Source organism: Streptomyces sp. CA2R106 (assembly GCF_037034245.1).
Lineage (GTDB): Bacteria > Actinomycetota > Actinomycetes > Streptomycetales > Streptomycetaceae > Actinacidiphila.
In genome coordinates this window covers 32770-55749 of sequence record NZ_JBAGKC010000021.1, presented here as the reverse complement: position 1 = coordinate 55749, position 22980 = coordinate 32770, and the positions used below count along the sequence as shown (strand labels likewise).

20 protein-coding genes are annotated in these 22980 nt (G+C 72.2%); 12 read left to right on the top strand and 8 right to left on the bottom strand.

Annotation, left to right across the window (positions count from 1 at the left end):
* Positions 1-165: 165 nt before the first annotated feature.
* The 8 genes from WA788_RS25160 to WA788_RS25125 all read left to right on the top strand — a co-directional run bounded on the left by WA788_RS25160 (position 166) and on the right by WA788_RS25125 (position 7677).
* Positions 166-1074, top strand: a complete 909-nt coding sequence (locus WA788_RS25160) for a CoxG family protein (RefSeq protein WP_335980980.1) — start codon at positions 166-168, stop codon at positions 1072-1074.
* 60 nt (positions 1075-1134) lie between these two features.
* Entirely contained in the window at positions 1135-1932 is a 798-nt protein-coding gene (locus WA788_RS25155; RefSeq protein WP_335980979.1) for an aldose epimerase family protein, read from the top strand.
* Between the two features lie 75 nt (positions 1933-2007).
* Positions 2008-2547: an orotate phosphoribosyltransferase gene (gene pyrE / locus WA788_RS25150; RefSeq protein ID WP_335980978.1), complete on the top strand. Its 540-nt coding sequence runs from the start codon at positions 2008-2010 to the stop codon at positions 2545-2547.
* A 206-nt stretch (positions 2548-2753) separates the two neighbouring features.
* Positions 2754-3776 carry a class II fructose-bisphosphate aldolase gene (gene fbaA / locus WA788_RS25145; protein ID WP_335980977.1) on the top strand — a complete coding sequence of 341 codons (1023 nt, stop codon included), beginning with the start codon at positions 2754-2756 and terminating at the stop codon, positions 3774-3776.
* A gap of 110 nt (positions 3777-3886) precedes the next feature.
* Positions 3887-4300 carry a DUF3151 domain-containing protein gene (locus WA788_RS25140; protein WP_335980975.1) on the top strand — a complete coding sequence of 138 codons (414 nt, stop codon included), beginning with the start codon at positions 3887-3889 and terminating at the stop codon, positions 4298-4300.
* Between the two features lie 229 nt (positions 4301-4529).
* Entirely contained in the window at positions 4530-5366 is an 837-nt protein-coding gene (locus WA788_RS25135) for a tryptophan 2,3-dioxygenase family protein (RefSeq protein ID WP_335980974.1), read from the top strand.
* Positions 5359-6723, top strand: coding sequence for a kynureninase (kynU, locus tag WA788_RS25130; protein WP_335980973.1), 1365 nt, complete (start codon positions 5359-5361; stop codon positions 6721-6723). Before WA788_RS25135 ends, kynU begins: the two co-directional genes overlap by 8 nt.
* Before the next feature lie 3 nt (positions 6724-6726).
* Positions 6727-7677, top strand: coding sequence for an alpha/beta hydrolase family protein (locus WA788_RS25125; protein WP_335980972.1), 951 nt, complete (start codon positions 6727-6729; stop codon positions 7675-7677).
* A 78-nt stretch (positions 7678-7755) separates the two neighbouring features.
* Here WA788_RS25125 and WA788_RS25120 read toward each other — a convergent pair whose 3' ends face one another.
* A complete protein-coding gene (locus WA788_RS25120; protein ID WP_103890795.1) occupies positions 7756-8430 on the bottom strand; it encodes a Crp/Fnr family transcriptional regulator in 675 nt (224 codons plus the stop codon).
* Between the two features lie 293 nt (positions 8431-8723).
* On the opposite strand from WA788_RS25120, the gene nth reads away from it, so the two are divergent.
* The 3 genes from nth (at position 8724) to WA788_RS25105 (ending at position 11481) form a co-directional block, all read left to right on the top strand.
* Positions 8724-9521: an endonuclease III gene (gene nth, locus WA788_RS25115; RefSeq protein WP_335980971.1), complete on the top strand. Its 798-nt coding sequence runs from the start codon at positions 8724-8726 to the stop codon at positions 9519-9521.
* The gene (locus WA788_RS25110; RefSeq protein ID WP_335980970.1) at positions 9518-10201 is read left to right on the top strand and encodes an NUDIX hydrolase; all 684 of its coding nucleotides are present in this window, start codon (positions 9518-9520) and stop codon (positions 10199-10201) included. Before nth ends, WA788_RS25110 begins: the two co-directional genes overlap by 4 nt.
* A gap of 80 nt (positions 10202-10281) precedes the next feature.
* Positions 10282-11481 carry a MarP family serine protease gene (locus tag WA788_RS25105; protein WP_335980969.1) on the top strand — a complete coding sequence of 400 codons (1200 nt, stop codon included), beginning with the start codon at positions 10282-10284 and terminating at the stop codon, positions 11479-11481.
* A gap of 381 nt (positions 11482-11862) precedes the next feature.
* Here the strand turns inward: WA788_RS25105 and WA788_RS25100 are convergent, their stop codons facing one another.
* The 6 genes from WA788_RS25100 to WA788_RS25075 form a co-directional block, all read right to left on the bottom strand.
* The gene (locus WA788_RS25100; RefSeq protein ID WP_335980968.1) at positions 11863-12918 is read right to left on the bottom strand and encodes an alpha/beta fold hydrolase; all 1056 of its coding nucleotides are present in this window, start codon (positions 12916-12918) and stop codon (positions 11863-11865) included.
* Between the two features lie 13 nt (positions 12919-12931).
* Entirely contained in the window at positions 12932-13408 is a 477-nt protein-coding gene (locus tag WA788_RS25095; RefSeq protein WP_335980967.1) for a phage holin family protein, read from the bottom strand.
* An 81-nt stretch (positions 13409-13489) separates the two neighbouring features.
* Positions 13490-14887, bottom strand: coding sequence for a Na+/H+ antiporter NhaA (nhaA, locus tag WA788_RS25090; protein ID WP_335980966.1), 1398 nt, complete (start codon positions 14885-14887; stop codon positions 13490-13492).
* A gap of 235 nt (positions 14888-15122) precedes the next feature.
* Positions 15123-17081, bottom strand: a complete 1959-nt coding sequence (gene acs / locus WA788_RS25085) for an acetate--CoA ligase (protein ID WP_335980965.1) — start codon at positions 17079-17081, stop codon at positions 15123-15125.
* Between the two features lie 87 nt (positions 17082-17168).
* Positions 17169-19478: a SulP family inorganic anion transporter gene (locus WA788_RS25080; protein ID WP_335980964.1), complete on the bottom strand. Its 2310-nt coding sequence runs from the start codon at positions 19476-19478 to the stop codon at positions 17169-17171.
* 170 nt (positions 19479-19648) lie between these two features.
* On the bottom strand, positions 19649-20647 hold the full coding sequence (locus WA788_RS25075) for an ATP-binding protein (RefSeq protein ID WP_335980963.1): 999 nt from the start codon (positions 20645-20647) through the stop codon (positions 19649-19651).
* Positions 20648-20752: 105 nt separating this feature from the next.
* Between WA788_RS25075 and WA788_RS25070 the strand changes: the two genes are divergently transcribed.
* The gene (locus tag WA788_RS25070) at positions 20753-21610 is read left to right on the top strand and encodes an oxidoreductase (RefSeq protein WP_335980961.1); all 858 of its coding nucleotides are present in this window, start codon (positions 20753-20755) and stop codon (positions 21608-21610) included.
* Positions 21611-21979: 369 nt separating this feature from the next.
* Here the strand turns inward: WA788_RS25070 and WA788_RS25065 are convergent, their stop codons facing one another.
* Entirely contained in the window at positions 21980-22825 is an 846-nt protein-coding gene (locus tag WA788_RS25065; protein ID WP_335981054.1) for an HAD family hydrolase, read from the bottom strand.
* Positions 22826-22980 lie beyond the last annotated feature (155 nt).

Here is a 22980-nt window from a genome sequence, read left to right as displayed (position 1 = left end):
CCGGACTTCCCGGCGGAATCGGGCAGAAGTGAAGATAGTGCACCTCTGTTCGTGGCAGCGGTAGGCGGGCCGGGCGGCCTGGAGGGGGCGGGGGAGGGGCGGGCGGGTGGGGGAAATGCGGACGGAGAGCCGTCAATCCGGTTCCGCGTGGGTAGGCTCCGCCGCATGGAGCACGAGTCTTTCGTCCCGACCCCGTCCGCCCGGCTGGCGGAAACGTTCCGTACCCCGGGCGCCGCGGCATCCGCCCTGCCGGGCTGGCAGCCGGACCCGGACACGGCCACGGACGAGCGCGTCGCGCGGGGGCGCCTGCGCCTGCGCATCGCCGGCTCGACCATCACCTACCGCGGCTCCGTCACCGTGACGGGCGACGCCCCGCCCTTCACGCTGGAGGCACGGGGCACAGAGGTACGCGGCGAAGGCGTGGTCGAGGCCACCCTCCAGATCACCCTCGCGGACATCGACGTGCCCCGGTCCGGCTGCACCATCACCTACCGCGGCGAGGCGACCGCGAACGGCCGTCTCACGTCCTACGACCCGGCGGTCGCGGAAGCCGCACTCCGCCGCCTGCTGGACCGTTTCTCCGCGGGCGTCGCCGAGCTCGAACCGCCCGCCGCGCAGGAGGAACCTCCCACCGGCCCCGAGCCCATCGCCGACGCCGATGAGCCGGGCACCGAAGCGCCGGACGCCCAGAAACCGGGCAGCGCCGGAGAGCCGGGCACCGAAGAGCCGTCCGCCGCGGAGCCGGACTCTGAGGAACCCGACATCGTGGACGACCTCGGTGACCCGGGCGCCGACCTGGAGGAGTTCGAACTCGTCGAGGTCGAGGTGGACGTCCCGGAGAGCGCCGCCGCGCTGGACGACCTGGTGCCGCCCGCCGAGGCCGCCCACGCCCGGCGGACGATGATCGGCCGCAGCGCGGAGGAGGTCGACCACGCGCCGCCGCGCGGCCGGTACGCGCCCGTGCCCGCCCCGGACTCCTCCTCGGCGGCGACGCTGCGCTGGGCGGCGCCGGCGGCCGCGGCGCTGCTGGCGTCGGCCGTCGTGGTGGGCAGGGTACTGCGCCGCCGCAGATGACCCGCCTGCCCGGGCGAGCGCGCGTGAGCCGGCGCGGTATCGGCCGCTACGCTCGCTTCCGTGGAGACTGAAACGAAACTGACGGCGGGCGACGCCGAACTGACCCTGCGGCCCGAGCAAGGCTGCCGGATCGCCTCGCTGAAGGTCGGCGGAACCGAACTCCTCCGCCAGGGGGACAAGTTCGGCGCCTTCCTGATGGTGCCGTGGTGCGGCCGCACCGAGAACGGCGTGTTCCGCAACGGCGGGGTGAGCCACCAACTCCCCGTCGACGCGCCGCCGCACGCGATCCACGGCACCGGCCGGCACTCCGTCTGGCACGAGGCCGCCCCGGCCACGCCGACCACCGCGGCCTTCTACTACGACCTCACCGACCCGTGGCCGTATCCGGGACGGGTGACCCACACCGTCGAACTCGCGCCGCACTCCGCGAAGCTGACGCTGAGCGTCGAGGCGCGCGGCGACTCCTTCCCGGCGCAGGCCGGCTGGCACCCGTGGTGGCTGCGCAACCTCGGCCAGGGCGGTCAGGACGTCGAGCTGGCCTTCAGCGCCGCCTGGCAGGAGGAGCGCGGCGACAACCACCTGCCCAACGGCAACCGCATCGACCCCAAGCCCGGCCCCTGGGACGACTGCTTCGGGATGCCGGACGGTGTGGAGGTCGCCCTGAACTGGCCCGGGGAGATGGCAGTGCGGGTCAGCAGCCCGAGCGAGTGGGTCGTCGTCTACACCGAGCAGCCCGAAGCGGTGTGCGTGGAGCCGCAGTCGGGACCGCCCAACGGCCTGAACACGCATCCGCGCCTGGTCACCCCGATCGAACCGCTGGAGATCAGCACGGTGTGGAGCTGGCAGAAGGTCGGCTGACGGGAGCCGGGAGACCCGCTTCCGCCCTTCTGTCCGGAACATACCCATGCCCGCGGCTCGGCTAATCTCATCCGTATGAGCGACGTACGCACCGCCCTCCTGCGGCAGATCAAGGACAAGGCCGTCGTGCACGGCAAGGTGACCCTCTCCTCGGGCCTCGAAGCCGACTTCTACATCGACCTGCGCCGGATCACCCTGGACGGCCAGGCCGCACCGCTCGCCGGGCAGGTGATGCTCGACCTCACCGCGGACCTGGAGTTCGACGCGGTGGGCGGGCTGACCCTCGGCGCCGACCCGGTCGCCACGTCGATGCTGCACGCGGCGGCCGCCCGCGGCCGGCGGCTGGACGCGTTCGTGGTGCGCAAGGCCACCAAGACCCACGGCCTGCAGCGCCGGATCGAGGGCACCGAGGTCAAGGGCCGCCGGGTGCTGGTGGTGGAGGACACCTCGACCACCGGCGGGTCGCCGCTGACGGCCGTCGAGGCGGTCCGCGAGGCGGGCGGCGAGGTCGTGGCGGTCGCGGTCATCGTCGACCGGGGCGCCGCCGCGAAGGTGGCCGAGGCGGGCCTGCCCTATCTGGCGGCGTACTCTCTGGCTGATCTCGAATTGTCCTGAACACCGGCTTTACCTGCGATGCCGCGGTTCCCGGGATGTTCCACGTGGAACATCCCGGGAGCAGTTCGCGCGCACAGGGCGCGCCCGCGGCCGTCCTGGTGTATGGCGAGCTGGTGTATCCGTTCGAGTCTGGGAAGATGAGGGCGACGATGACGTCGCCACGCATGCCAGCAGTACCACCCGCACAGCCATGAGGAGCGGAAACGATGCCCATCGCAACCCCCGAGGTCTACGGCGAGATGCTCGACCGGGCGAAGGCCGGAAACTTCGCCTACCCGGCCATCAACGTCACGTCGTCACAGACCCTGCATGCGGCCCTGCGCGGCCTGGCCGAGGCGGAGAGCGACGGCATCATCCAGATCTCCACGGGCGGTGCGGAGTTCCTGGGCGGCCAGTACAGCAAGGACATGGTGACCGGTGCGGTCGCGCTCGCCGAGTTCGCGCACATCGTCGCCGAGAAGTACCCGGTCACGGTCGCGCTGCACACCGACCACTGTCCCAAGGACAAGCTCGACGGGTACGTCCGCCCGCTGCTGAAGATCTCCCAGGAGCGCGTGGCCGCCGGCCGCAACCCGCTCTTCCAGTCCCACATGTGGGACGGCTCCGCCGAGACGCTGGACGACAACCTCGCCATCGCCAAGGAGCTGCTGGCCGAGGCGGCCAAGGCGAAGATCATCCTGGAGATGGAGATCACCCCGACCGGCGGTGAGGAGGACGGCGTCTCCCACGAGATCAACGACTCCCTCTACACCACCGTCGACGACGCGTTCCGCACCGTCGAGGCCGTCGGCCTCGGCGAGCACGGCCGCTACCTGCTGGCCGCCTCCTTCGGCAACGTGCACGGCGTGTACAAGCCGGGCAACGTGGTGCTGCGCCCGAGCATCCTCCGCGAGCTCCAGGACGCGGTCGCCGAGAAGTACGGCAAGGCCAACGCGTTCGACTTCGTCTTCCACGGCGGCTCCGGCTCGACGATCGAGGAGATCACCGAGGCGCTGGAGAACGGCGTGGTCAAGATGAACATCGACACCGACCTCCAGTACGCGTTCACCCGCCCCGTCGCCGGCCACATGTTCAGCAACTACGACGGTGTGCTGAAGGTCGACGGCGAGGTCGGCAACAAGAAGGCCTACGACCCGCGGGTGTGGGGCAAGGCCGCCGAGGCCGGCATGGCCGCGCGCGTCGTCGTCGCCGCCCAGGACCTGCGCTCGGCGGGCAACCGCCGCAAGTAGCCGTCCGCCGCGCCGGCTTCGGCGCGCGGCACCACGGCCACCGCGCTCGCCCGAGGCCCCCGGCACCTGCCGGGGGCCTTACGCGTGCCGGCTCGGGCAGACTGGAGCCCATGGCCAATCACGAGAACCTGCTCGGGGGTCCCGCCCCCACCCACCTGCCCGACGACCCGGAGCCGCGGGAACTGCTCGCCGCCGGTGCCGCGCCCGCCGAGGTGGCGGCGAAGTACCCGTCCTCCTCGCTCGCCTGGGCACAGCTCGCCGACGACGCGTTCGCCGGCGGCCGGGTGGTGGAGTCCTACGCCTACGCCCGGACCGGCTACCACCGCGGCCTGGACGCCCTGCGCAGGGCCGGCTGGCGCGGCCACGGCCCCGTACCGTTCGAGCACGAGCCGAACCGCGGCTTCCTGCGCGCCCTGCACGCGCTGGCCCGTGCCGCGCAGGGGATCGGCGAGCAGGACGAGTACGAGCGCTGCACGACCTTCCTGCGCGACAGCTCGCCGACCGCCGCGGACACGCTGGGCTGACCCTCGCGTGGACCGGCCGAAGCCGGTCCACGCGAACCTCCGCCGCGGCCCGCCCCGACCCGGGCGGGCCGCGGCGTACGTGCCCCACCCGCGGCGCCGGGCTCGTACGGCCGGGGCGCGACCCGGTCCACCTCCACCCTGCTGCCTGTCGGCCCTTGCCGGATCTGCCCGCACCGCAGATGATCGCCGCACAGGCCCGGCGACCCCGGGGCACGATGGAGGTAGCACCATGCCCGACACACCGATCGACGAGGCGGCGACCCCGAACCTCTCGTTCGAAGGCAGCACGCCCTACGAGGACTACGTCCAGGCGTCCGTCCTCACCCACCTGCAGCACCCGCTCTCCGACGAACCCGGGGAGATGGCCTTCCTCGTCACCACCCAGGTGATGGAGCTGTGGTTCACCCTGCTCGTCCACGAGTGGAGCCACGCGGCCGCGGCACTGCGGCAGGACGACCTGGCAGGGGCGACGGCCGCGCTGCGCCGCAGCCTGCCCGAGCTGGAGTCCCTCAACGCCTCCTGGAAGCCGATCGCGCATCTCACCCCCGCGCAGTTCAACGCCTACCGGTCCGCCCTCGGCGAGGGCTCCGGCTTCCAGTCCGCGATGTACCGCCGCCTGGAGTTCCTGCTCGGCGACAAGTCCGCGTCCATGATCGTGCCGCACCGCGGCACCCCCAGCGCGCACGCCGAACTGGAGAAGGCCCTCACCGAGCCGAGCCTCTACGACGAGGTGCTGCGGCTGCTGGCCCGCCGCGGCTACGACCTGCCCGCCGACGTGCTCGACCGCGACCCGGCGCTGCGCTATGAACCGCACCCCGCGGTCGAAGCCGCCTGGCAGGCCGTCTACGCCGCCGAGGACCAGGACTCCGACCTGGTGCGGCTCGGCGAACTCCTCACCGACGTCGCCGAACTGGTCTGGCGGTGGCGCAACGACCACCTCGTCGCGACCCGGCGCGCCATGGGCGCCAAAGCCGGCACCGGCGGCTCGGCGGGGGTGGCCTGGCTGGAGAAGCGTGCCGCGAAGAACGTCTTCCCCGAGCTGTGGACGGCGCGCAGCCATGTCTGAGCTCCCCGCGACCCGCCCCCACGCCCAGGACAGCCGGGAGGACCGGACCGTGCAGGACACCCTCGCCGACCGCGCCGCCGCCCTCGACGCGGCCGACCCGCTCGCGCCCGTCCGGGACCGCTTCACCCTCGGCGGGGCCCCGGTGGACGGCTCCCCGGAGAGCGCCGTCTACCTCGACGGCAACTCGCTGGGCGCCCTGCCCACCACCGTGCTGCCGCGGCTGACCGACGTGGTCGGCCGCGAGTGGGGCGAACTGCGCATCCGCTCCTGGGAGGAGAGCGGCTGGTGGACGGCGCCCGAGCGGATCGGCGACCGGATCGCCCCGCTCATCGGCGCCGCGCCCGGGCAGGTCGTCGTCGGCGACTCCACCAGCGTCAACGTCTTCAAGGCGCTGGTCGCCGCCGTCCGCATGGCACCCCAGGACCGCGACGAGATCCTGGTCGACGCCGCCACCTTCCCCACCGACGGCTACATCGCGCAGTCCGCGGCCCGCCTCACCGGCCGCACCGTCAGGCCGGTGCCCGCCGACGGGATCGCCGAGGCGGCCGGGCCCCGCACCGCCGCCGCCCTCGTCAACCACGTGGACTACCGCACCGGACGGCTGTACGACCTGCGCCACGTCACCGCCGCCCTGCACGCGGCCGGCGCGCTCGCCGTGTGGGACCTGTGCCACAGTGCGGGCGCTCTGCCGGTCGCCCTCGACGCCGACGGCGTGGACCTCGCGGTGGGATGCACCTACAAGTACCTCAACGGCGGCCCGGGCGCGCCCGCCTACCTCTACGTGCGGGCCGAGCACCAGCCGCGCTTCGACTCCCCGCTGCCCGGCTGGAACTCCCACGCCGACCCCTTCGGCATGGCCCCGGACTACGTGGCCGCCGACGGCGCGGCGCGCGGGCGCGTCGGCACCCCGGAGATCCTCTCCCTGCTCGCGCTGGACGCGGCCCTCGACGTCTGGGACGGAGTCACGCTCGCCGACGTGCGCGCCAAGAGCCTCGCCCTGACCGACTTCTTCCTCGCGTGCGTGGCGGCGACCGACCCCCGCGGCCGCCTGCGCTCCGTGACACCCCAGGCGCACGCGGAGCGCGGCAGCCAGGTGTCGCTGCGCTGCGCGGACGCCGGCGGGGTGATGCGCGCGCTGATCGCCCGCGGCGTCGTCGGCGACTTCCGGCAGCCCGACCTGCTGCGCTTCGGCTTCACCCCGCTCTACACCCGCTACGCGGACGCCTGGCACGCCGCCCGCGTGCTGGCCGACATCCTTGACGCACGCGACACCGCCGGCCCGGGCACCCTCCCGGGCGCCGGCACCCACCCCCGACCCGAAGGCCAGCCCGAGGGCGACCGCGAAGGGACCCCGTAACCGATGACCGCTGCCGTGCCCCGCCCGACCCCGCCGCCGCCCGCCGACCGGGCGGCGGCCGAGGAGGCATCGGCGTTCGGCCACGCCCCTGTGCCCCCGGACGCCACCGCGCGCTACGGGGACGGCCCCGACCAGGTGATCGACTTCTACCGGCCCGCCACCACCGGCAGCGGCGCCCGCCCGGCGCCCCTGGTCGCGCTGCTGCACGGCGGTGCCTGGCGGGCCGCCTACGACCGCGCCCACGCTTCCCCGCTCGCCGCGCACCTCGCGGCGGCCGGCCTCGCGGTGGCCTCGGTCGAGTACCGCCGCGGCGGAGCGGACCGCACGGCGATACGCCCGCAGCCCCCTGGCGACCACGCGGACGGCATCGCGCCCGCGCCTGCCCCTGCCGGGCGCTGGCCCGACACCTTCGACGACGTCGCCGCCGCGCTCGACGCCCTGCCCGCGCTCGCCCGCGAGGCACTCGGCGCGGACAGCGTGGACACCCGCCGCGTCGTGTACACCGGACACAGCGCGGGCGGGCACCTCGCACTGTGGGCCGCCGCCCGCCACCTGCTGCCCGCCGCTTCCCCTTGGCACTGCTCCACACCTCCAGCCCTCCGCGGCGTGGTGGCCCTCGCCCCCGTCGCCGACTTCACCTCGGCGATCCGGCTGCGCGTCTGCTCCGGCGCGGTGCTCGACCTCCTCGGCGGCCCCGACCACGCCACCGACCGCCTGCTCCACGCCGACCCGGCCGCGCTGCTGCCCACCGGTATCGCCACCACCATCGTGCACGGCACCACTGACAACGTGGTCCCGCCGCAGGTCAGCGCCGCTTTCGTACGCGCTGCCAGGGCGGCGGGGGAGGAGCCCACCGTGGCGTGGCTGCCGGACGTCGGGCACTTCCCGCTGATCGACCCGTCGAGTGGTGCCTGCGCGGCCGTGGTGGAGGAGATCGCCCAACTCGCCTGGTGACGGCGCCGCTGCGGCCCCCGGACACAGCAAAGCGGCCCCCTTGCGGGGGCCGCCGGCCGGTGGACGATCAGATGCCGGTCACCGGCTGCGCTTCGCGAGCCGCTCCACGTCGAGCAGGATGACCGCGCGGGCCTCCAGCCGCAGCCAGCCGCGCCCGGCGAAGTCGGCGAGCGCCTTGTTCACGGTCTCGCGGGAGGCGCCGACGAGCTGCGCCAGCTCCTCCTGCGTCAGGTCGTGCACCACATGGATGCCCTCTTCGGACTGCACACCGAAGCGCCGGGACAGGTCCAGCAGGGCCTTGGCGACGCGGCCGGGCACGTCCGAGAAGACCAGGTCCGACATGACGTCGTTGGTACGGCGCAGACGGCGGGCGACCGCGCGCAGCAGCGCCGTGGAGACCTCGGGCCGTACGTTCAGCCACGGCTGGAGGTCGCCGTGGCCCAGGCCCAGCAACTTCACCTCGGTGAGCGCGGTACCGGTGGCGGTGCGCGGGCCGGGGTCGAAGAGCGACAGCTCCCCGATCAGCTCGCCGGGTCCCACGACGGCCAGCATGTTCTCCCGGCCGTCGGGCGACGTGCGGTGCAGCTTCACCTTGCCCTCGGTCACGACGTACAGCCGGTCCCCGGGGTCGCCCTCGTGGAACAGCGCGTCGCCACGCGCCAGCGTGACCTCGGTCATGGAGGCACGCAGTTCAGCGGCCTGCTCGTCGTCGAGCGCCGCGAAAAGCGGGGCACGGCGCAGAACGTCGTCCACGAGCTCTCTCCTTGTCGACTGTCGACATCACCGGGTTGTCAGCCGGGCTGTCCCCATGATGCATGACACGGGAAACAGTGCGATCAATCACAAGTTTGTCTTATGTGTGCGCGCCGCCGTGCTCCGGGGGTCCGATTGGCGGCCGGAATTGCGTGGTTGGGGGCCGCCGCGCCGCCGAACGGGTGGCGGCCACCGGGTGTTCCGCTGTCAGCGAACACGCTACCGGACCTGGCCCCGTACCGCAGTCGTGTGACCGGCCCCACGCTGTCGGACCTTCGGCGTAGCCTTCGTACATGGCAGAGAGCAAGGTCGGCAAGGCCCCCGCAGCGGAATCCCAGGTCGCGAAGGTCCGCAGGGCCCGCCGGATCAACCGCGAACTCGCCGAGGTGTATCCGTACGCCCATCCCGAGCTGGACTTCCAGAACCCCTTCCAGCTCCTGATCGCCACGGTGCTGTCCGCGCAGACCACCGACCTGCGGGTCAACCAGACGACACCCGCGCTGTTCGCGAAGTACCCCACGCCCGAGGACATGGCGGCCGCCGACCCGGCGGACCTGGAGGAGATCCTGCGCCCGACCGGCTTCTTCCGGGCCAAGACCCGCTCGGTGCTGGGCCTGTCCGCCGCCCTGCGGGACGAGTTCGGCGGTGAGGTACCCGGCCGGCTGGCCGACCTGGTGAAGCTGCCCGGCGTGGGTCGCAAGACGGCGAACGTGGTGCTGGGCAACGCCTTCGGCGTCCCCGGCATCACCGTGGACACCCACTTCGGCCGGCTCTCGCGCCGCTTCGGCTGGACCACCTCGCAGGACCCCGAGGAGGTCGAGCGCGATGTGGCCGCGCTCTTCCCCAAGTCGGACTGGACGATGCTGTCCCACCGCGTCGTCTTCCACGGCCGCCGGATGTGCCACGCCCGCAAGCCCGCCTGCGGGGTCTGCCCGATCGCCGCGCTCTGCCCGTCCTTCGGCGAGGGCGAGACGGACCCGGAGAAGGCGAAGAAGCTGCTGAAGTACGAGAAGGGCGGCTTCCCCGGGCAGCGGCTGAACCCGCCGCCGGACTATCCGGGGCAGCCCGCGCCGCCGCTGGGCGCCTCATGACGCGGTCCTGGGAGGCCGGCGCGCCGAAGGTGGACGTCAGCGCCGGCGGGCTGCCGAGGTGGCTGGAACCGGTGGCCGCGGCCGCCGGGACGGTGCGGCCCGAGCAGCTCAGCCGGTTCCTGCCGCCCGACGGCGGCGGCCGGCAGTCGGCCGTGCTCGTGCTGTTCGGCGAGGGTGAGCAGGGCCCCGACCTGCTGCTGATCGAGCGGTCCGCGGCCCTTCGGGCGCACGCGGGCCAGCCGTCCTTCCCGGGCGGCGCGCTCGACCCGGAGGACGGCGACCCCGAAGGCGACGGCCCGCTGCGGGCGGCGCTGCGCGAGGCCGAGGAGGAGACCGGCCTCGACCCGGCCGGAGTGCAGCTGTTCGGCGTGCTGCCGCGGCTGTACATCTCGGTGAGCGGCTTCGTGGTCACCCCGGTGCTGGGCTGGTGGCGCGAGCCGAGCCCGGTCCGCGCGGTCGACCCTGCCGAGACCGCACGCGTCTTCCGGGCCCCCGTGACGGATCTCACCGACCCGGCCAACCGTGCGACGCTGGTGCACCCCAGCGGTTTCCGCGGCCCCGCTTTCCTCGTCCAGAACGCCCTGGTGTGGGGCTTCACCGCAGGTCTGATCGACAAGTTGCTGCACTACGCGGGGTGGGAGCGGCCCTGGGACCGGGACCGGACCGTACCGCTCGGCTAGCCCGTCCGCATCGGGCGCCGTGACGACCGGCAGCGCCGTACCGCCCCACACGCTCAGGCCGACGTGAGACCGTGTTCCCCGTGAACGTGCTGGACATCCTGCTCATCCTCGCCGCCGTGTGGTTCGCCGTGATCGGCTACCGGCAGGGCTTCGTCGTCGGCATCATGTCGGTGGCCGGCTTCCTGGGCGGCGGCCTGGCCGCGGTCTACCTGCTGCCGCTGCTGTGGGACAAGGCGACGGACACCGCGACCCCCGGCTCGGTCGCGGTGATGTCCGCGGTCGTGATCGTCATCGTGTGCGCGTCCGTGGGGCAGGCGTTCACCACCCACCTGGGCAACAAGCTCCGCACCCGCATCACCTGGTCCCCGGCCCGGGCCCTGGACGCGAGTGGCGGCGCGCTGGTCAACGTCCTGGCGATGCTGCTGGTGGCGTGGCTGATCGGCAGCGCGCTGGCGACCACGACGCTGCCGACGATAGGGCGCGAGGTGCGGTCCTCGAGGGTGCTCATCGGGGTCTCCCGGGTGATGCCGCCGTCGGCCGACACCTGGTTCAACGACTTCAGCGACACCCTCGCGCAGAACGGCCTGCCGCAGGTCTTCGGCACCTTCGGCTCCGAGCCGATCACCTCGGTGCCCGCGCCCGACCCCGCGCTGGTCGGCAGCCAGGCGGTGACCGACGCCCGCGGCAGCATCGTCAAGGTCGTCGGTACCGCCCCCAGCTGCGGGAAGGTGTTGGAGGGCTCCGGCTTCGTCTTCGCCAAGGACCGGGTGATGACCAACGCCCACGTCGTCGGCGGCGTCTCCGAGCCCACCGTGCAGATCGGCGGCAAGGGGCGGCTGCACGACGCCCGGGTGGTCCTCTACGACTGGCAGCGCGACATCGCTGTCCTCGACGTGCCCGGGCTGGACGCCCCCGCGCTGCACTTCAGGACACAGCCCGAGCAGAGCCGCGACGACGCCATCGTGGCGGGCTTTCCGGAGAACGGGCCCTTCGACGTACGCGCCGCCCGGGTCCGGGACCGGATCAGGGCCAGCGGTCCGGACATCTACCACCGCGGCACCGTGCACCGCGACGTGTACTCGCTGTACGCGACGGTCCGCGCGGGCAACTCCGGCGGCCCGCTGCTGACCACCGACGGCGAGGTGGCCGGGGTGGTCTTCGCCAAGTCCCTGGACGACGCGCACACCGGCTACGCGCTCACCGCCGCCGAGGTGGCCCCGGACGTGACAGCAGGGCGTACGGCGACCAGGCAGGTGAGCACGCAGGGCTGCGCGCTGTGACGGACCGGTGAGGCGGGCTCGGCGCGCGGCGCCGGGTGCTGCGCGGTGCCGCCGTCAGTCCCTCACATGGCGCAGCCGGGCACTGACCCAGCGGGCCCGGCGGCCGAGTATGCGGGGGATACCGAGGCGACCGGCCCCGGTGGGGAGCAGCGTCATCGGAATAGCCCGATCGGCGGCTGCGAGGTTTCGGTGAGTGCGTGATACGTCACGGTAGTCGTGCGTCGAACCCATACGGTGCTACGTGCCCGCGCCATCGGGTCGGTAATCGCCTTCAGGTCGTCCGATTGGCTTATGCGCCCGGCATTTTGGGGATCATCGGATCATCGCAGTGGGCGGGTTCGGCAGGCGTACCGGACGGCTCCGCTGTCGTACCGGGCGGGTTCAGCGGTCCGGTTCGGGGTCCTGGAGCCAGTTGACCAGCTCGGTCGAGAAGGCCACCGGGTCCTCTTCGTGCGGGAAGTGCCCGAGGCCGTCGAAGAGCCGCCAGCGGTAGGGCGCCTCGACGTACTCCCCGCTGCCCGCCACGTTCCTGGTGCCGACCGCGGGGTCGAGCGAGCCGTGCATCTGCAAGGTGGGCACCCGTACCGGGCGCTTCATCCGGCGGTTGAACTGGAGGCCGTCCGGCCGGGCCATCGACCGCACCATCCAGCGGTACGGCTCGACCGCGCAGTGCGCCGTGGACGGGATCTGCATCGCCTCGCGGTAGACGTCGATCGCCTCCTCGTCCAGCGGCCCGGGCCCCGTCCAGTCCCGGATCAGCCTGCCGACCATCGCCGCGTCGTCCGCGACGAGCTGCCGCTCGGGCACCCAGGGGCGCTGGAAGCCCCAGATGTAGCCGCCGGCCCTGCTCTGCCGCAGGTCGGTGAGCATCGAGGTGCGCCAGCGCCGGGGGTGCGGCATCGAGCACACGACCAGGCGGCGCACCAGCTTCGGCCGCATCGCGGCGGCGGTCCAGGCCAGGTAGCCGCCCAGGTCGTGGCCGACCACCGCGGCGTCGGGCTCGCCCAGCGAGCGGATCACGCCGGTCACGTCGAGCGCCAGGTTTCCGGGGTCGTAGCCGCGGGGCGTACGGTCGCTGCCGCCGACCCCGCGCAGGTCCATCGCGACCGCCCGGAAGCCGGCCTCGGCCAGTGCGGTCAACTGGTGCCGCCAGGTCCACCAGAACTGCGGGAAGCCGTGCAGCAGAAGCACCAGCGGGCCGTCACCGGCTTCGGCGATGTGGAACCGGGCGCCGTTGGCGGCCACGTCGCGGTGGGTCCAGGGACCGTCGAGACGGGGGACCTGGCTGCCGCGGGTGGGCGCGGGGGCGAGGGGGGCGCTGCGCTCCAGCGGGTCGATCCGGCCCGGCACCGGTTCGGGCCGGTCGGGCTGCTCGGACCTGGCGGACCTGGCGGGCCGACTGGGTTGGCTGGGCGACGACCCGGCGGGAAGGCTCATGGTGTCGAGCGTGTCACATCTTCGATTCGAGCGCGGGCGCCGCGACGGTGGCGCCCAACTGCCCGGCGTCCTTCGGCGCGGTGTCGCGCGGGCGCGGCTTGGCCTTCTGGAGCACCACGGCGGTCTCCTTCGCCGAGGCGATCGAGCGCTCCGGCTTCTTCACCTTCTTGAAGCGGCTGTAGGCCAGCAGGCCGAGCAGCACGCCGAGCAGCACGAACGCCCCGCACACGATGCCGAACGACGCGTCCAGCGGCAGCCCGGTGCGGTGGATGACGTACGCCAGCGCCATGCTGCCCATCGGCACCGCGAACAGGCCGAGCGCCAGCGCCACGACCAGTGCGCCGCTGCCGATCGCGGCGCGCTTCACGTCCTGCCGAATCTCGGTCTTGGCCAGCGCGATCTCGTCGTGCACCAGGGCGGACAGTTCCGCCGTGGCGGAGGAGAACAGCTCGCCGAGGCTGCGCTCGTCACCGTTCGAGGCTGGGCTCATCGAGTCCTCCGTGGTCGTCGCACCGCTTCGCTCGCGGGTCGTGGTGGTCCGGGCAAGTGAATGTCTGCCCCCGATCATGCCTTACGTGCCATCAGGGCCGCCCGCCTGCCGCCGCCGGGCGAGCGCGGCGAGCCGGCGGTGCTCGGCCGCCTGCCGCTCCAGGATCTCGGCCATCCGGACGTGGTAGGCGGGTTGGTCCTGCTCGTAGACGTCGGGCACGCCGTCCCCGGTGTCGTCGCGCTCCTCGTCCGCGGTGAGCCGGCGGTAGCGGTTGTTGCGCGCCTTGAGCAGGATCGCGGCCAGGACGGCGGCGGTGACCGAGCCGAGCAGCACGGCGGCCTTGGCCTCGTCGGCGAGCTGCGGGTGGTCGGCGAAGGCGAGTTCGTCGATCAGCAGGGACACGGTGAAGCCGATGCCGGACAGTGTCGCGAGCGCGAAGACGTCCGGCCAGCGCAGTTCGGGGTTCAGCTCCGCGCGGGTGAAGCGGACCGCCAGCCAGGTCCCGCCGAACACGCCGATCGCCTTGCCGCAGACCAGGCCGAGGACGATGCCGAGGGTCTCCGGGCGCCGGAAAACGTCGCCGAGCGCGCCGCCGGAGACCGACACACCTGCTGCGAACAGGGCGAACAGAGGTACGGCCAGTCCCGCGGAGAACGGCCGCACCAGGTGCTCGACGCGCTCGGCCGGCGGGTGCTCCTCGCCCTCCCGGCGGTCGCAGCGCAGCAGCAGTCCCATGGCGACGCCCGAAATCGTGGCGTGGACCCCGCTGTTGTACATCAGCGCCCAGGTGACGAGCGCGAGCGGCACGTACACGTACCAGCCGCGCACGCCGCCGCGCTGCAGCAGCCAGAACAGCACCAGGCACGCCGCGGCGCCCGCGAGGGCCACGTAGTCGATGCCGGAGGTGAAGAAGACCGCGATGATCAGAATCGCGAAGAGGTCGTCGACGACGGCGAGGGTGAGCAGGAACGCGCGCAGGGACGACGGCAGGGCGGTGCCGAGGACGGCGAGTACGGCGAGCGCGAAGGCGATGTCGGTGGCGGTGGGTACCGCCCAGCCCTTGAACGAGCCGCCCCCGGCCGCGGCGACCGCGGTGTACACGAGCGCGGGTGCCGCCATGCCGCACAGCGCGGCGACGACGGGGAGTACCGCCTTGGCCGGTTCGCGCAGTTCGCCCGCGACGAGTTCGCGCTTCAGCTCGATGCCCGCGACGAAGAAGAACACCGCGAGTAGGCCGTCCGCCGACCAGTGCGCCACAGACAGGTGCAGGCCGAGCGCGGACGGGCCGAAGTGGAAGTGGGCGGTGGCGTCGTAGCTGTGCTGCAGGGTGTTCGCCCAGATCAGGGCGATGACGGCGGCGATCAGCAGGAGGACGCCGCCGACGGTCTCGGCGCGCAGGGCGTCGGCGATGAAGTTCCGTTCGGGCAGTGGGAGCCGGCCGAGAAGAATGGAAGAGCGGCGGCGGGGCTGCTCGGTCACGGGGGCGGCCTCCTGGGCGTCGTAGCCGGCTTTCGGACACAGGTGTCCTGTGTGCCGACCAGACTTCCCGGCGCGCCCATCAGTCTCGTCGCGATGGTGAGGCGACGTGACGTCACTTTAACCCGAACGAGTGGCGGAGTGCGGCGGTCTAGGGCCCGCCACGCCGAGGGGCGCCCGCACTGCTCGGAGTGCGGGCGCCCCTCGGGGAACGGTCTCGGCGGGGCCGGGGCGGGTCTCAGTCCTCGCTGGGCGCGGAGGGCAGCTTGCTCTGGATGAGGTCCATGACCGAGGAGTCGGTGAGCGTGGTGACGTCGCCCAGTTCGCGGTTCTCCGCGACGTCCCGCAGCAGGCGGCGCATGATCTTGCCGGACCGGGTCTTGGGCAGCTCGGCGACGATCAGCACCCGCTTGGGCTTGGCGATCGGGCCGAGTGTCTTGCCGACGTGGTCGCGCAGTTCGGCGACGAGTTCGGCGCTGTCCTCGGCACTGCCGCGCAGGATGACGAACGCGACGATGGCCTGTCCGGTGGTCTCGTCGGCGGCGCCGACCACCGCGGACTCGGCGACCTTGGGGTGCGAGACGAGCGCGGACTCGACCTCGGTGGTGGAGATGTTGTGGCCGGAGACCAGCATCACGTCGTCCACCCGGCCGAGCAGCCAGATGTCGCCGTCCTCGTCCTTCTTCGCGCCGTCACCGGCGAAGTAGCGGCCGGGGAAGCGGGACCAGTAGGTGTCGATGTAGCGCTGGTCGTCGCCCCAGATGGTGCGGAGCATCGACGGCCACGGCTCGGTGAGCACCAGGTAGCCGCCCGAGCCGTTGGGCACCTCGTTCGCCTCGTCGTCCACGACGGTGGCCACGATGCCGGGCAGCGGGGTCTGCGCCGAACCGGGCTTGGTCTCGGTGACGCCGGGCAGCGGGCTGATCATCATGGCGCCGGTCTCGGTCTGCCACCAGGTGTCCACGATCGGCGTCTTGCCGGCGCCGATGTGCTCCCGGTACCAGACCCACGCCTCGGGGTTGATCGGTTCTCCTACGCTGCCCAGGACCCGCAGGCTGCTGAGGTCGAAGTTGGCGGGGATGTCGTCCCCCCACTTCATGAACGTGCGGATCGCCGTCGGAGCGGTGTAGAGGATCGTCACGCCGTACTTCTGCACGATCTCCCAGAAGCGGCCCTGGTGCGGGGTGTCGGGGGTGCCCTCGTAGATCACCTGGGTGGCGCCGTTGGAGAGCGGGCCGTAGACGATGTACGAGTGGCCGGTGACCCAGCCGATGTCCGCGGTGCACCAGTAGACGTCGGTCTCCGGCTTGAGGTCGAAGACGGCGTGGTGGGTGTAGCCGGCCTGGGTGAGGTAACCGCCGGAGGTGTGCAGGATGCCCTTCGGCTTACCGGTGGTGCCCGAGGTGTAGAGGATGAACAGGGGCTGCTCGGCCTCGAACGCCTCGGGGGTGTGCTCGGTGGACTGGCGGCCGGTGACCTCGTGCCACCACAGGTCGCGGCCCTCGGTCCACTCCACGTCCTGGCCGGTGCGGCGGACCACGAGGACGTGCTCGACCTGCGGGGTGCGGGCCACCGCGTCGTCGATGGCGGGCTTGAGCGCCGACGGCTTGCCCCGGCGGTAGCCGCCGTCGGCGGTGATGACCAGCTTCGCGTCGGCGTCGTCGATACGGGAGGCGACGGCGTCGGCCGAGAAGCCGCCGAAGACCACGGAGTGCGCGGCACCGATCCGGGCGCAGGCGAGCATCGCCACCACGGCCTCGGGGATCATCGGCAGGTAGACCGCGACGCGGTCGCCCTTGCTCACGCCGAGTTCGGTCAGGGCGTTGGCGGCGCGGGACACCTCGTCCTTCAGCTCCGCGTAGGTGATCGCGCGGCTGTCGCCCGGCTCGCCCTCGAAGTGGATGGCGACACGGTCGCCGTGGCCGGCCTCGACATGGCGGTCCACACAGTTGTAGGCGACGTTCAGACGTCCGTCCGCGAACCATTTCGCGAACGGCGGGTTCGACCAGTCAAGCGTCTGGGTGGGCTCGGTCTCCCAGGTCAGGCGGCGGGCCTGCTCGGCCCAGAAACCCAGCCGGTCGGCCTTGGCCTGTTCGTACGCGGCCGCGGTGACGTTGGCCGCAGCGGCCAGTTCGTTCGGGGGAGCAAAACGCCGCTCCTCCTTCAACAGGTTGGCCAGGCTCTCGTTGCTGCTCACGCCAGCTCCTTGTCAGGGTGTCCCAGATGTCCCGCCCCTACCTCATCAGTCCTGGCGCACCCTGACAAGGGTTCCTGGAGAACTGGTTTAGACCTTTGTGGCGGGTATGGCTGCTGACGTGGCAGCTTCCCCGCCCGGTGCCCCCGGTACTCCGGTTCCGGGCCGGACCGGAACGAAGACGCCGGTGGGAGGGTCGAGGATGTACGCCTGGGCCTCGGCGACATGGAAGTACATGCCGTGCAGGTGGAGGGTGCCGTCGGCGACCCGTTGGGCCACGCACGGATGGGCCGTCAGATTCTCCAGCTGCGTCATCACGTTGATCAGTGCGAGGAGTTCCTGATCGTCGGCCGCGGGGCGGTCCTCGAAGCGCGGGAGCGCGGATGGGACGGGCGCGGCATCGCTTCCGGGGGCCGTACGTGGGGCGGCCGCGCCGACGGGGCCGGCGGCTGTGGCCGCGGTGAGCCGGCTCAGGCCCGGCCGGCCGTGCCGCAGCCATCGGGCCAGCGGCGTCTGTGCACCCGGTTCGTGAGCGGAGCCGAGCAGCGCCTGCATCGCGCCGCATCCGGAGTGCCCGCACACCGTGATGCTGGATACCTCGAGCACGTCCACCGCGTACTCCACGGCGGCGGCGACCGAATCGCAGGACGCGTCCGACTCCGGCGGTGGCACCATGTTGCCGACGTTGCGGACGGTGAACAGGTCGCCCGGGCCGCTGGAGGTGATCATGCTGGTCACCAGCCGGGAGTCCGCACAGGTCAGGAAGAGCTGGCCGGGCTGTTGGCCTTCGCGGGCTAGCCGGGCGAGTTCGTCGCGCACCAGCGGCGCCGTGTGGCGCTGGAAGTTTCCCACCCCGCCCAGCAGTTGGCCGCCGCTGGTGGCCGGGACGGCCGTCGGGCGGGTGCAGTGGTGGTTGCGCCAGGGCGTCCAAGGGCGGCAGGTGTGCGCGCTGACCGGTTCGCTGACCGCCCGTCCGTCGCCGTCGCCGAGCACCACCCTCCCGCCCCGCGAACGGTGCCGCGTGCTCCACGCGTTCAGCGCCTCATAGGCGGCATGGTCCATGAACGAACCGTCCAGCTCCACGACGACGTTCGCACCCGCCGGCACCTCGGCGAAGGCCTTGGCCAACCGGGGAACCGCGAGGAACGTCAACTGCCCGCTGGCGCGGACCCGATGGCACCCGCCTTCCTGGGTGACGGTGACCCGGATACGGGTGATCCGGTGCAGTGCCAGGGCGGCGGCGACCGCGATGCCCGCGGCCACCCCCTGGAGCACCCCGAAGACCACCACGGTGCCGAGGGTGATCGCGTACACGGGGAACTCGCGGTGCCGCTGGATGTGCCGGATGTGGGCGAAGCTGACCATGCGCACGCCGACGAGCATCACCAGCGCGGCGAGGGCCGCGAGCGGGATCTCCTCGAGCACTCCGGCGGCGAACCCCGCGCACAGCAGCACCCACACGCCGTGCAGCACCGTGGAGCGCCGGGTCAGGGCACCCGCCTCGACGTTGGCCGAGCCGCGCATCGCGCCACCGGCCACCGGCAGGCCGCCGAGCAGTCCGGACACCACATTGGCCGCGCCCTGGCCGAGCAACTCGCGGTCGAGGCGGGCCGGAGGAGCGTGCGGCCCCGGGCGCCGCGTCTGGAGTGCGTCCACCGCGACGGCCGACAGCAGCGACTCCATGCTTGCCACGAGCGTGACGGTCAGGACGGCCGCGACGATCGCGGTGGCCGGGCCGCCGGGTGGAGCGGGCAGACCAGGTGCTGTCCAGCGTGGCAGGTCGACCCGGGGCACCGACCACGCCGCACTCACCGCCGTGGCCATCGCGACTGCGGCGAGCGGCGCCGGGACCGCCCGTAGCGCCCGGAACCGGCTCCGCAACCGCGGCCAGCCGAGCAGGACGGCCGCCGTCGCCGCGCCGATGACGGGCGTGACGGGGTGGCTGTGCATCAACTGGTCGGGCAGCGCAGCGATGTTGTCCACCGCGGAGACCTGCGGGCTGCCGCCCAGCACCACGTGCAGTTGCCCGATGGCGATGACCGTGCCGATACCGGCGAGCATGCCGTGCACGATCGCCGGACTCACCGCGAGCGCGGCCCTGGCCACCCGCAGTCCGCCGAGCAGCAGTTGGACCAGGCCGGCCAGCACGGTGATCGCGCACGTCGCCCGCCAGCCGTAGCGCTCGACAAGGCCCGCGGTGACCACGACCAAGCTCGTCGCGCCACCACTGACCTGCAAGGGGGTCCCTCCGAGCAGCCCTGCGACGATGCCGCCGACCGCCGCGGCGACCAGACCGGACTGCAACGGCGCGCCGGTGGCCAGCGCGATGCCGAGCGACAGGGGCACGGCGATCAAGAACACGGTGATCGACGCGGACACGTCGTGCCGGTGGTGTCTCATGAGCTCTTCACTCCTCTCATTCCCTTTCGCGCTCTCCAAGCATCTGTAAATGGAGAGTAATGGAATGACTGCGGAGAGTGAAGGCTTGAGCCCGAATCCATGTACTATTTCCGTCTTTGGAGTGAATCTGAGGATGCGGGAAGGCGGTGTATCGGTGCGCCGCGGAGGTGTTAGTGGGACAGCACGGCAGGCGCCTCGACCAGATCCTCACTCAGCGTGAAGTCGGGGTCGATCTGGGCGGCGAGGTCGGCGCCGGTCCGGGCATTGCCCCAGCTCTCGGCGTTCCTGCGGTGGAAGTGCGCCATCTGCTGGGTGTAGCGGTGCCAGTCGCGGGACTGGTACGACCGGTCGGCGCGGTCGTGCATCACGCACAGGGCCTGGCGGTTGGCGGCCTCCAGCAGTTCGAAGCCGGGCGGGCTGCTCCGCTCCATCGCCCGCACCCAGTCCGAGTATCCGACCGTGATGAGCAGGTCGTCCCCGACCTCGGCCCGCAGGAAGGCGAGGTCGTCCTCCCCGTGCACCTTGTTGCCGACCACGGCCAGGTTCACCCCGAAGTCGCGGGCGTACTCCTTGTACTGGCGATACACCGAGACGCCCTTGCGGGTCGGCTCGGCCACGAGGAAGGTCAGGTCGAACCGGGTGAACAGCCCCGAGGCGAAGGAGTCGCTGCCCGCGGTCATGTCGACCACGAGGTACTCGTCCCGCCCGTCCACCAGGTGGTTCAGGCACAGCTCCACCGCCCCGACCTTCGAGTGGTAGCAGGCCACGCCGAGGTCGGACTCGGCGAACGGGCCGGTCACCATCAGTCGCGCGGTGCCGCCGGTGCCGAGATCGACCTGCCGGGCGCACGCCGCGTAGACCGGGTTCTCCTCGCACAGCCGCAGAAGGCGCGAGCCGCTACCGGGCGGGGTGGTCTTGATCATGCTGTCGGCCGAGGGGATGAGCGGGTTGGCGCCGCGCAGGTACTCCTTGATCGCCGGCAGGTGCGCGCCGAGCGAGGGCAGCGCCGCGGCGTCCTCCTCATCGAGCCCGAGCGCTGGGCCGAGGTGCTGGTTGATGTCCGCGTCGACCGCGACGACGGGGACGCGGGCTGCGGCGAGGTGGCGGATGAACAGGGACGACAGCGTCGTCTTGCCGCTGCCGCCCTTCCCAACGAAAGCGATCTTCATGTTCGCTAAGCGTAGGGGCGGTGTGCCGCGCGAACTGACGGGGAGTGGGGAAGGCCACTCGATCGTGGTCTTTCCGGGCCGTGGGGGGTGCGTAGGGTCAGGGACATGGCTACGAACGCTGCTCCTTCCCCACCTTCCGGGCAGGCGGACCCGCTGGCCGTGCTCGCCGCGCTGCCGGGAGTGCCCGACGCGGTGGAGTCCGTGCGCCAGGCGGTGGACCGGGTCTACGGCCACCGGGTGATGCGTCGCCGGGCCGGTGAGATCGCCTCGGAAGCCGCCCTTCGCGGCGCCCGGGCCTCCGCCGCCCTCTCGGGCGCCGACTGGCCGCTGGAGGAGGTACGCCGCCGCAGCGATTTCTCCGCCGACGACCAGTCGCGCACCGTTGGTGCTGCCCTTCGGGTGACGGCCGAAGCCGGCCAACTTCTCAGCGTATGGCGGCGGTCCCCGGTGCAGGCACTTGCCCGGCTGCACCTGACCGCGGCCGGCGGGGCCGCTGAGGAAACCACCGTCGGGCGGCCGCGACTGGCCGGCGAGCCGGTGACCGACGAGGTGGTCGGCTTCGAGACGGTCCCGCTTCCGGAGCCCTCCGAGGTCGCCGCGCGGCTCGACGGACTCGCCGAACTGCTGCGGGCCGGTTCCACCGCGCCCGCGCTCGTGGTGGGCGCCGTCGTACACGGCGAACTGCTCTGCCTGCGCCCTTTCGGCTCATTCAACGGGCCGGTCGCGCGCGCCGCCGAACGCATCGTCCTGGTCGGCAGCGGGCTGGACCCCAAGTCCATCTGCCCGGCCGAGGTCGGCCACGCGGAGCTGGGCCTGGCCGGATACCTCAAAGCCCTCGAGGGGTACGCCTCGGGCACTCCCGAGGGCATGGCCGAGTGGATCGGCCACTGCGGGCGCGCGCTCGAACTCGGGGTGCGTGAGAGCGTCGCCGTCTGCGAGGCCATGCAGCGCGGCGCCGCCTGAACCGACGAGCGGCGGCACCCGTCGGTGCCGCCGCTTGGGCACGTCCGCCGAGTTACCAGTGCGTGCTCGAATGTTGCCCATCAGGGCGGGGACTTTGCCCGCTGCCTGGTGCGGCTGGCCCGGTTGGCGGGTCGGCTACGCGTGGGTGCCCGGCTTCTGTGCTCGGTCCGTGGGGCCGCCAGCTGAACTGCGGTCTTCCTCTCGGAAGTCCGTGGTCTCGCGGGCCGTTAACTCTTTTGTACTCCCGACCGACAGGTAGCGGAACCCCTGGCTACACTTTTTACTTTTGCTGCCAAGTCGGACATTCTGCTCGGCCGATCGTTGGCTCACGTCGCCTTGGTCCCGTCGGCCACGAGGGGTCTCGGTCGGTCAGGAAGCCGCCAGCGGCCGGCGTCGGCGCGCAGCGAGCCAGACCAGTCCCGCGGTGGCGGCAGCAGCACCGATCGCGGCGGCCGCCAGGACCGGGCGCGGCGGCATCGACAGCGACTGGATGCGCTGCTTGAGGCGCACCGGACGGTCGAAGGTGAGGATCGGCCAGTCCCGTGCGACCGCCTCCTTGCGCAGCGCCCGGTCAGGGTTGACGGCGTACGGGTGGCCGACCGCCTCCAGCATGGGTAGGTCCGTAGCCGAATCGCTGTAGGCGAAGGACCGCTGCAAGTCGTACCCCTCGGACTCGGCCAGCCGGGCGATGGCTTCGACTTTCGCCGGACCGTAGACGTAATGCTCGATCTCGCCGTTGTACGCGCCGTCGGCCACGACCATCCGAGTGGCCACCACGTGGTCGGCGCCGAGCATCTCCCCGATCGGCTCGACCACTTCGGACCCCGAGGCGCTCACGATCACCACGTCGCGGCCGGCCGCGTGGTGCTCCTCGATCAGCGAGGCGGCTTCGTCGTAGATGATCGGGTCGATCAGGTCGTGCAGCGTCTCGGCGACGATCTCCCGGACCTGCTGCACATTCCAGCCGCGGCACAGATCAGAGAGGTATTTGCGCATACCCTCCATCTGGTCGTGATCGGCGCCACCGACGAGGTATACGAACTGGGCATATGCGGTGCGCAATACCGCTCGCCTGTTGATGAGTCCACCGTGGTAGAAGGACCGTCCGAAGGCGAGCGTGCTCGACTTGGCGATCACGGTCTTGTCGAGATCGAAGAACGCCGCAGTACGCGGGGGCAGGTGGTTTTCCACGGGACGAGCATAGGCAACCACCATTCGGCCTAAGGCCTGGCGTGTGGGTTTGCCTGGGCGGGCCGTCGGGTACACCATGGAAGTCACGGATCGTTCGCGACCGTGCTAACCCGGTCTGGCTCCTCCCCCCCCGAGTCGGACCGTGGGGACGACCCCCGCTCTCCCCCCCGGCGGGGGTC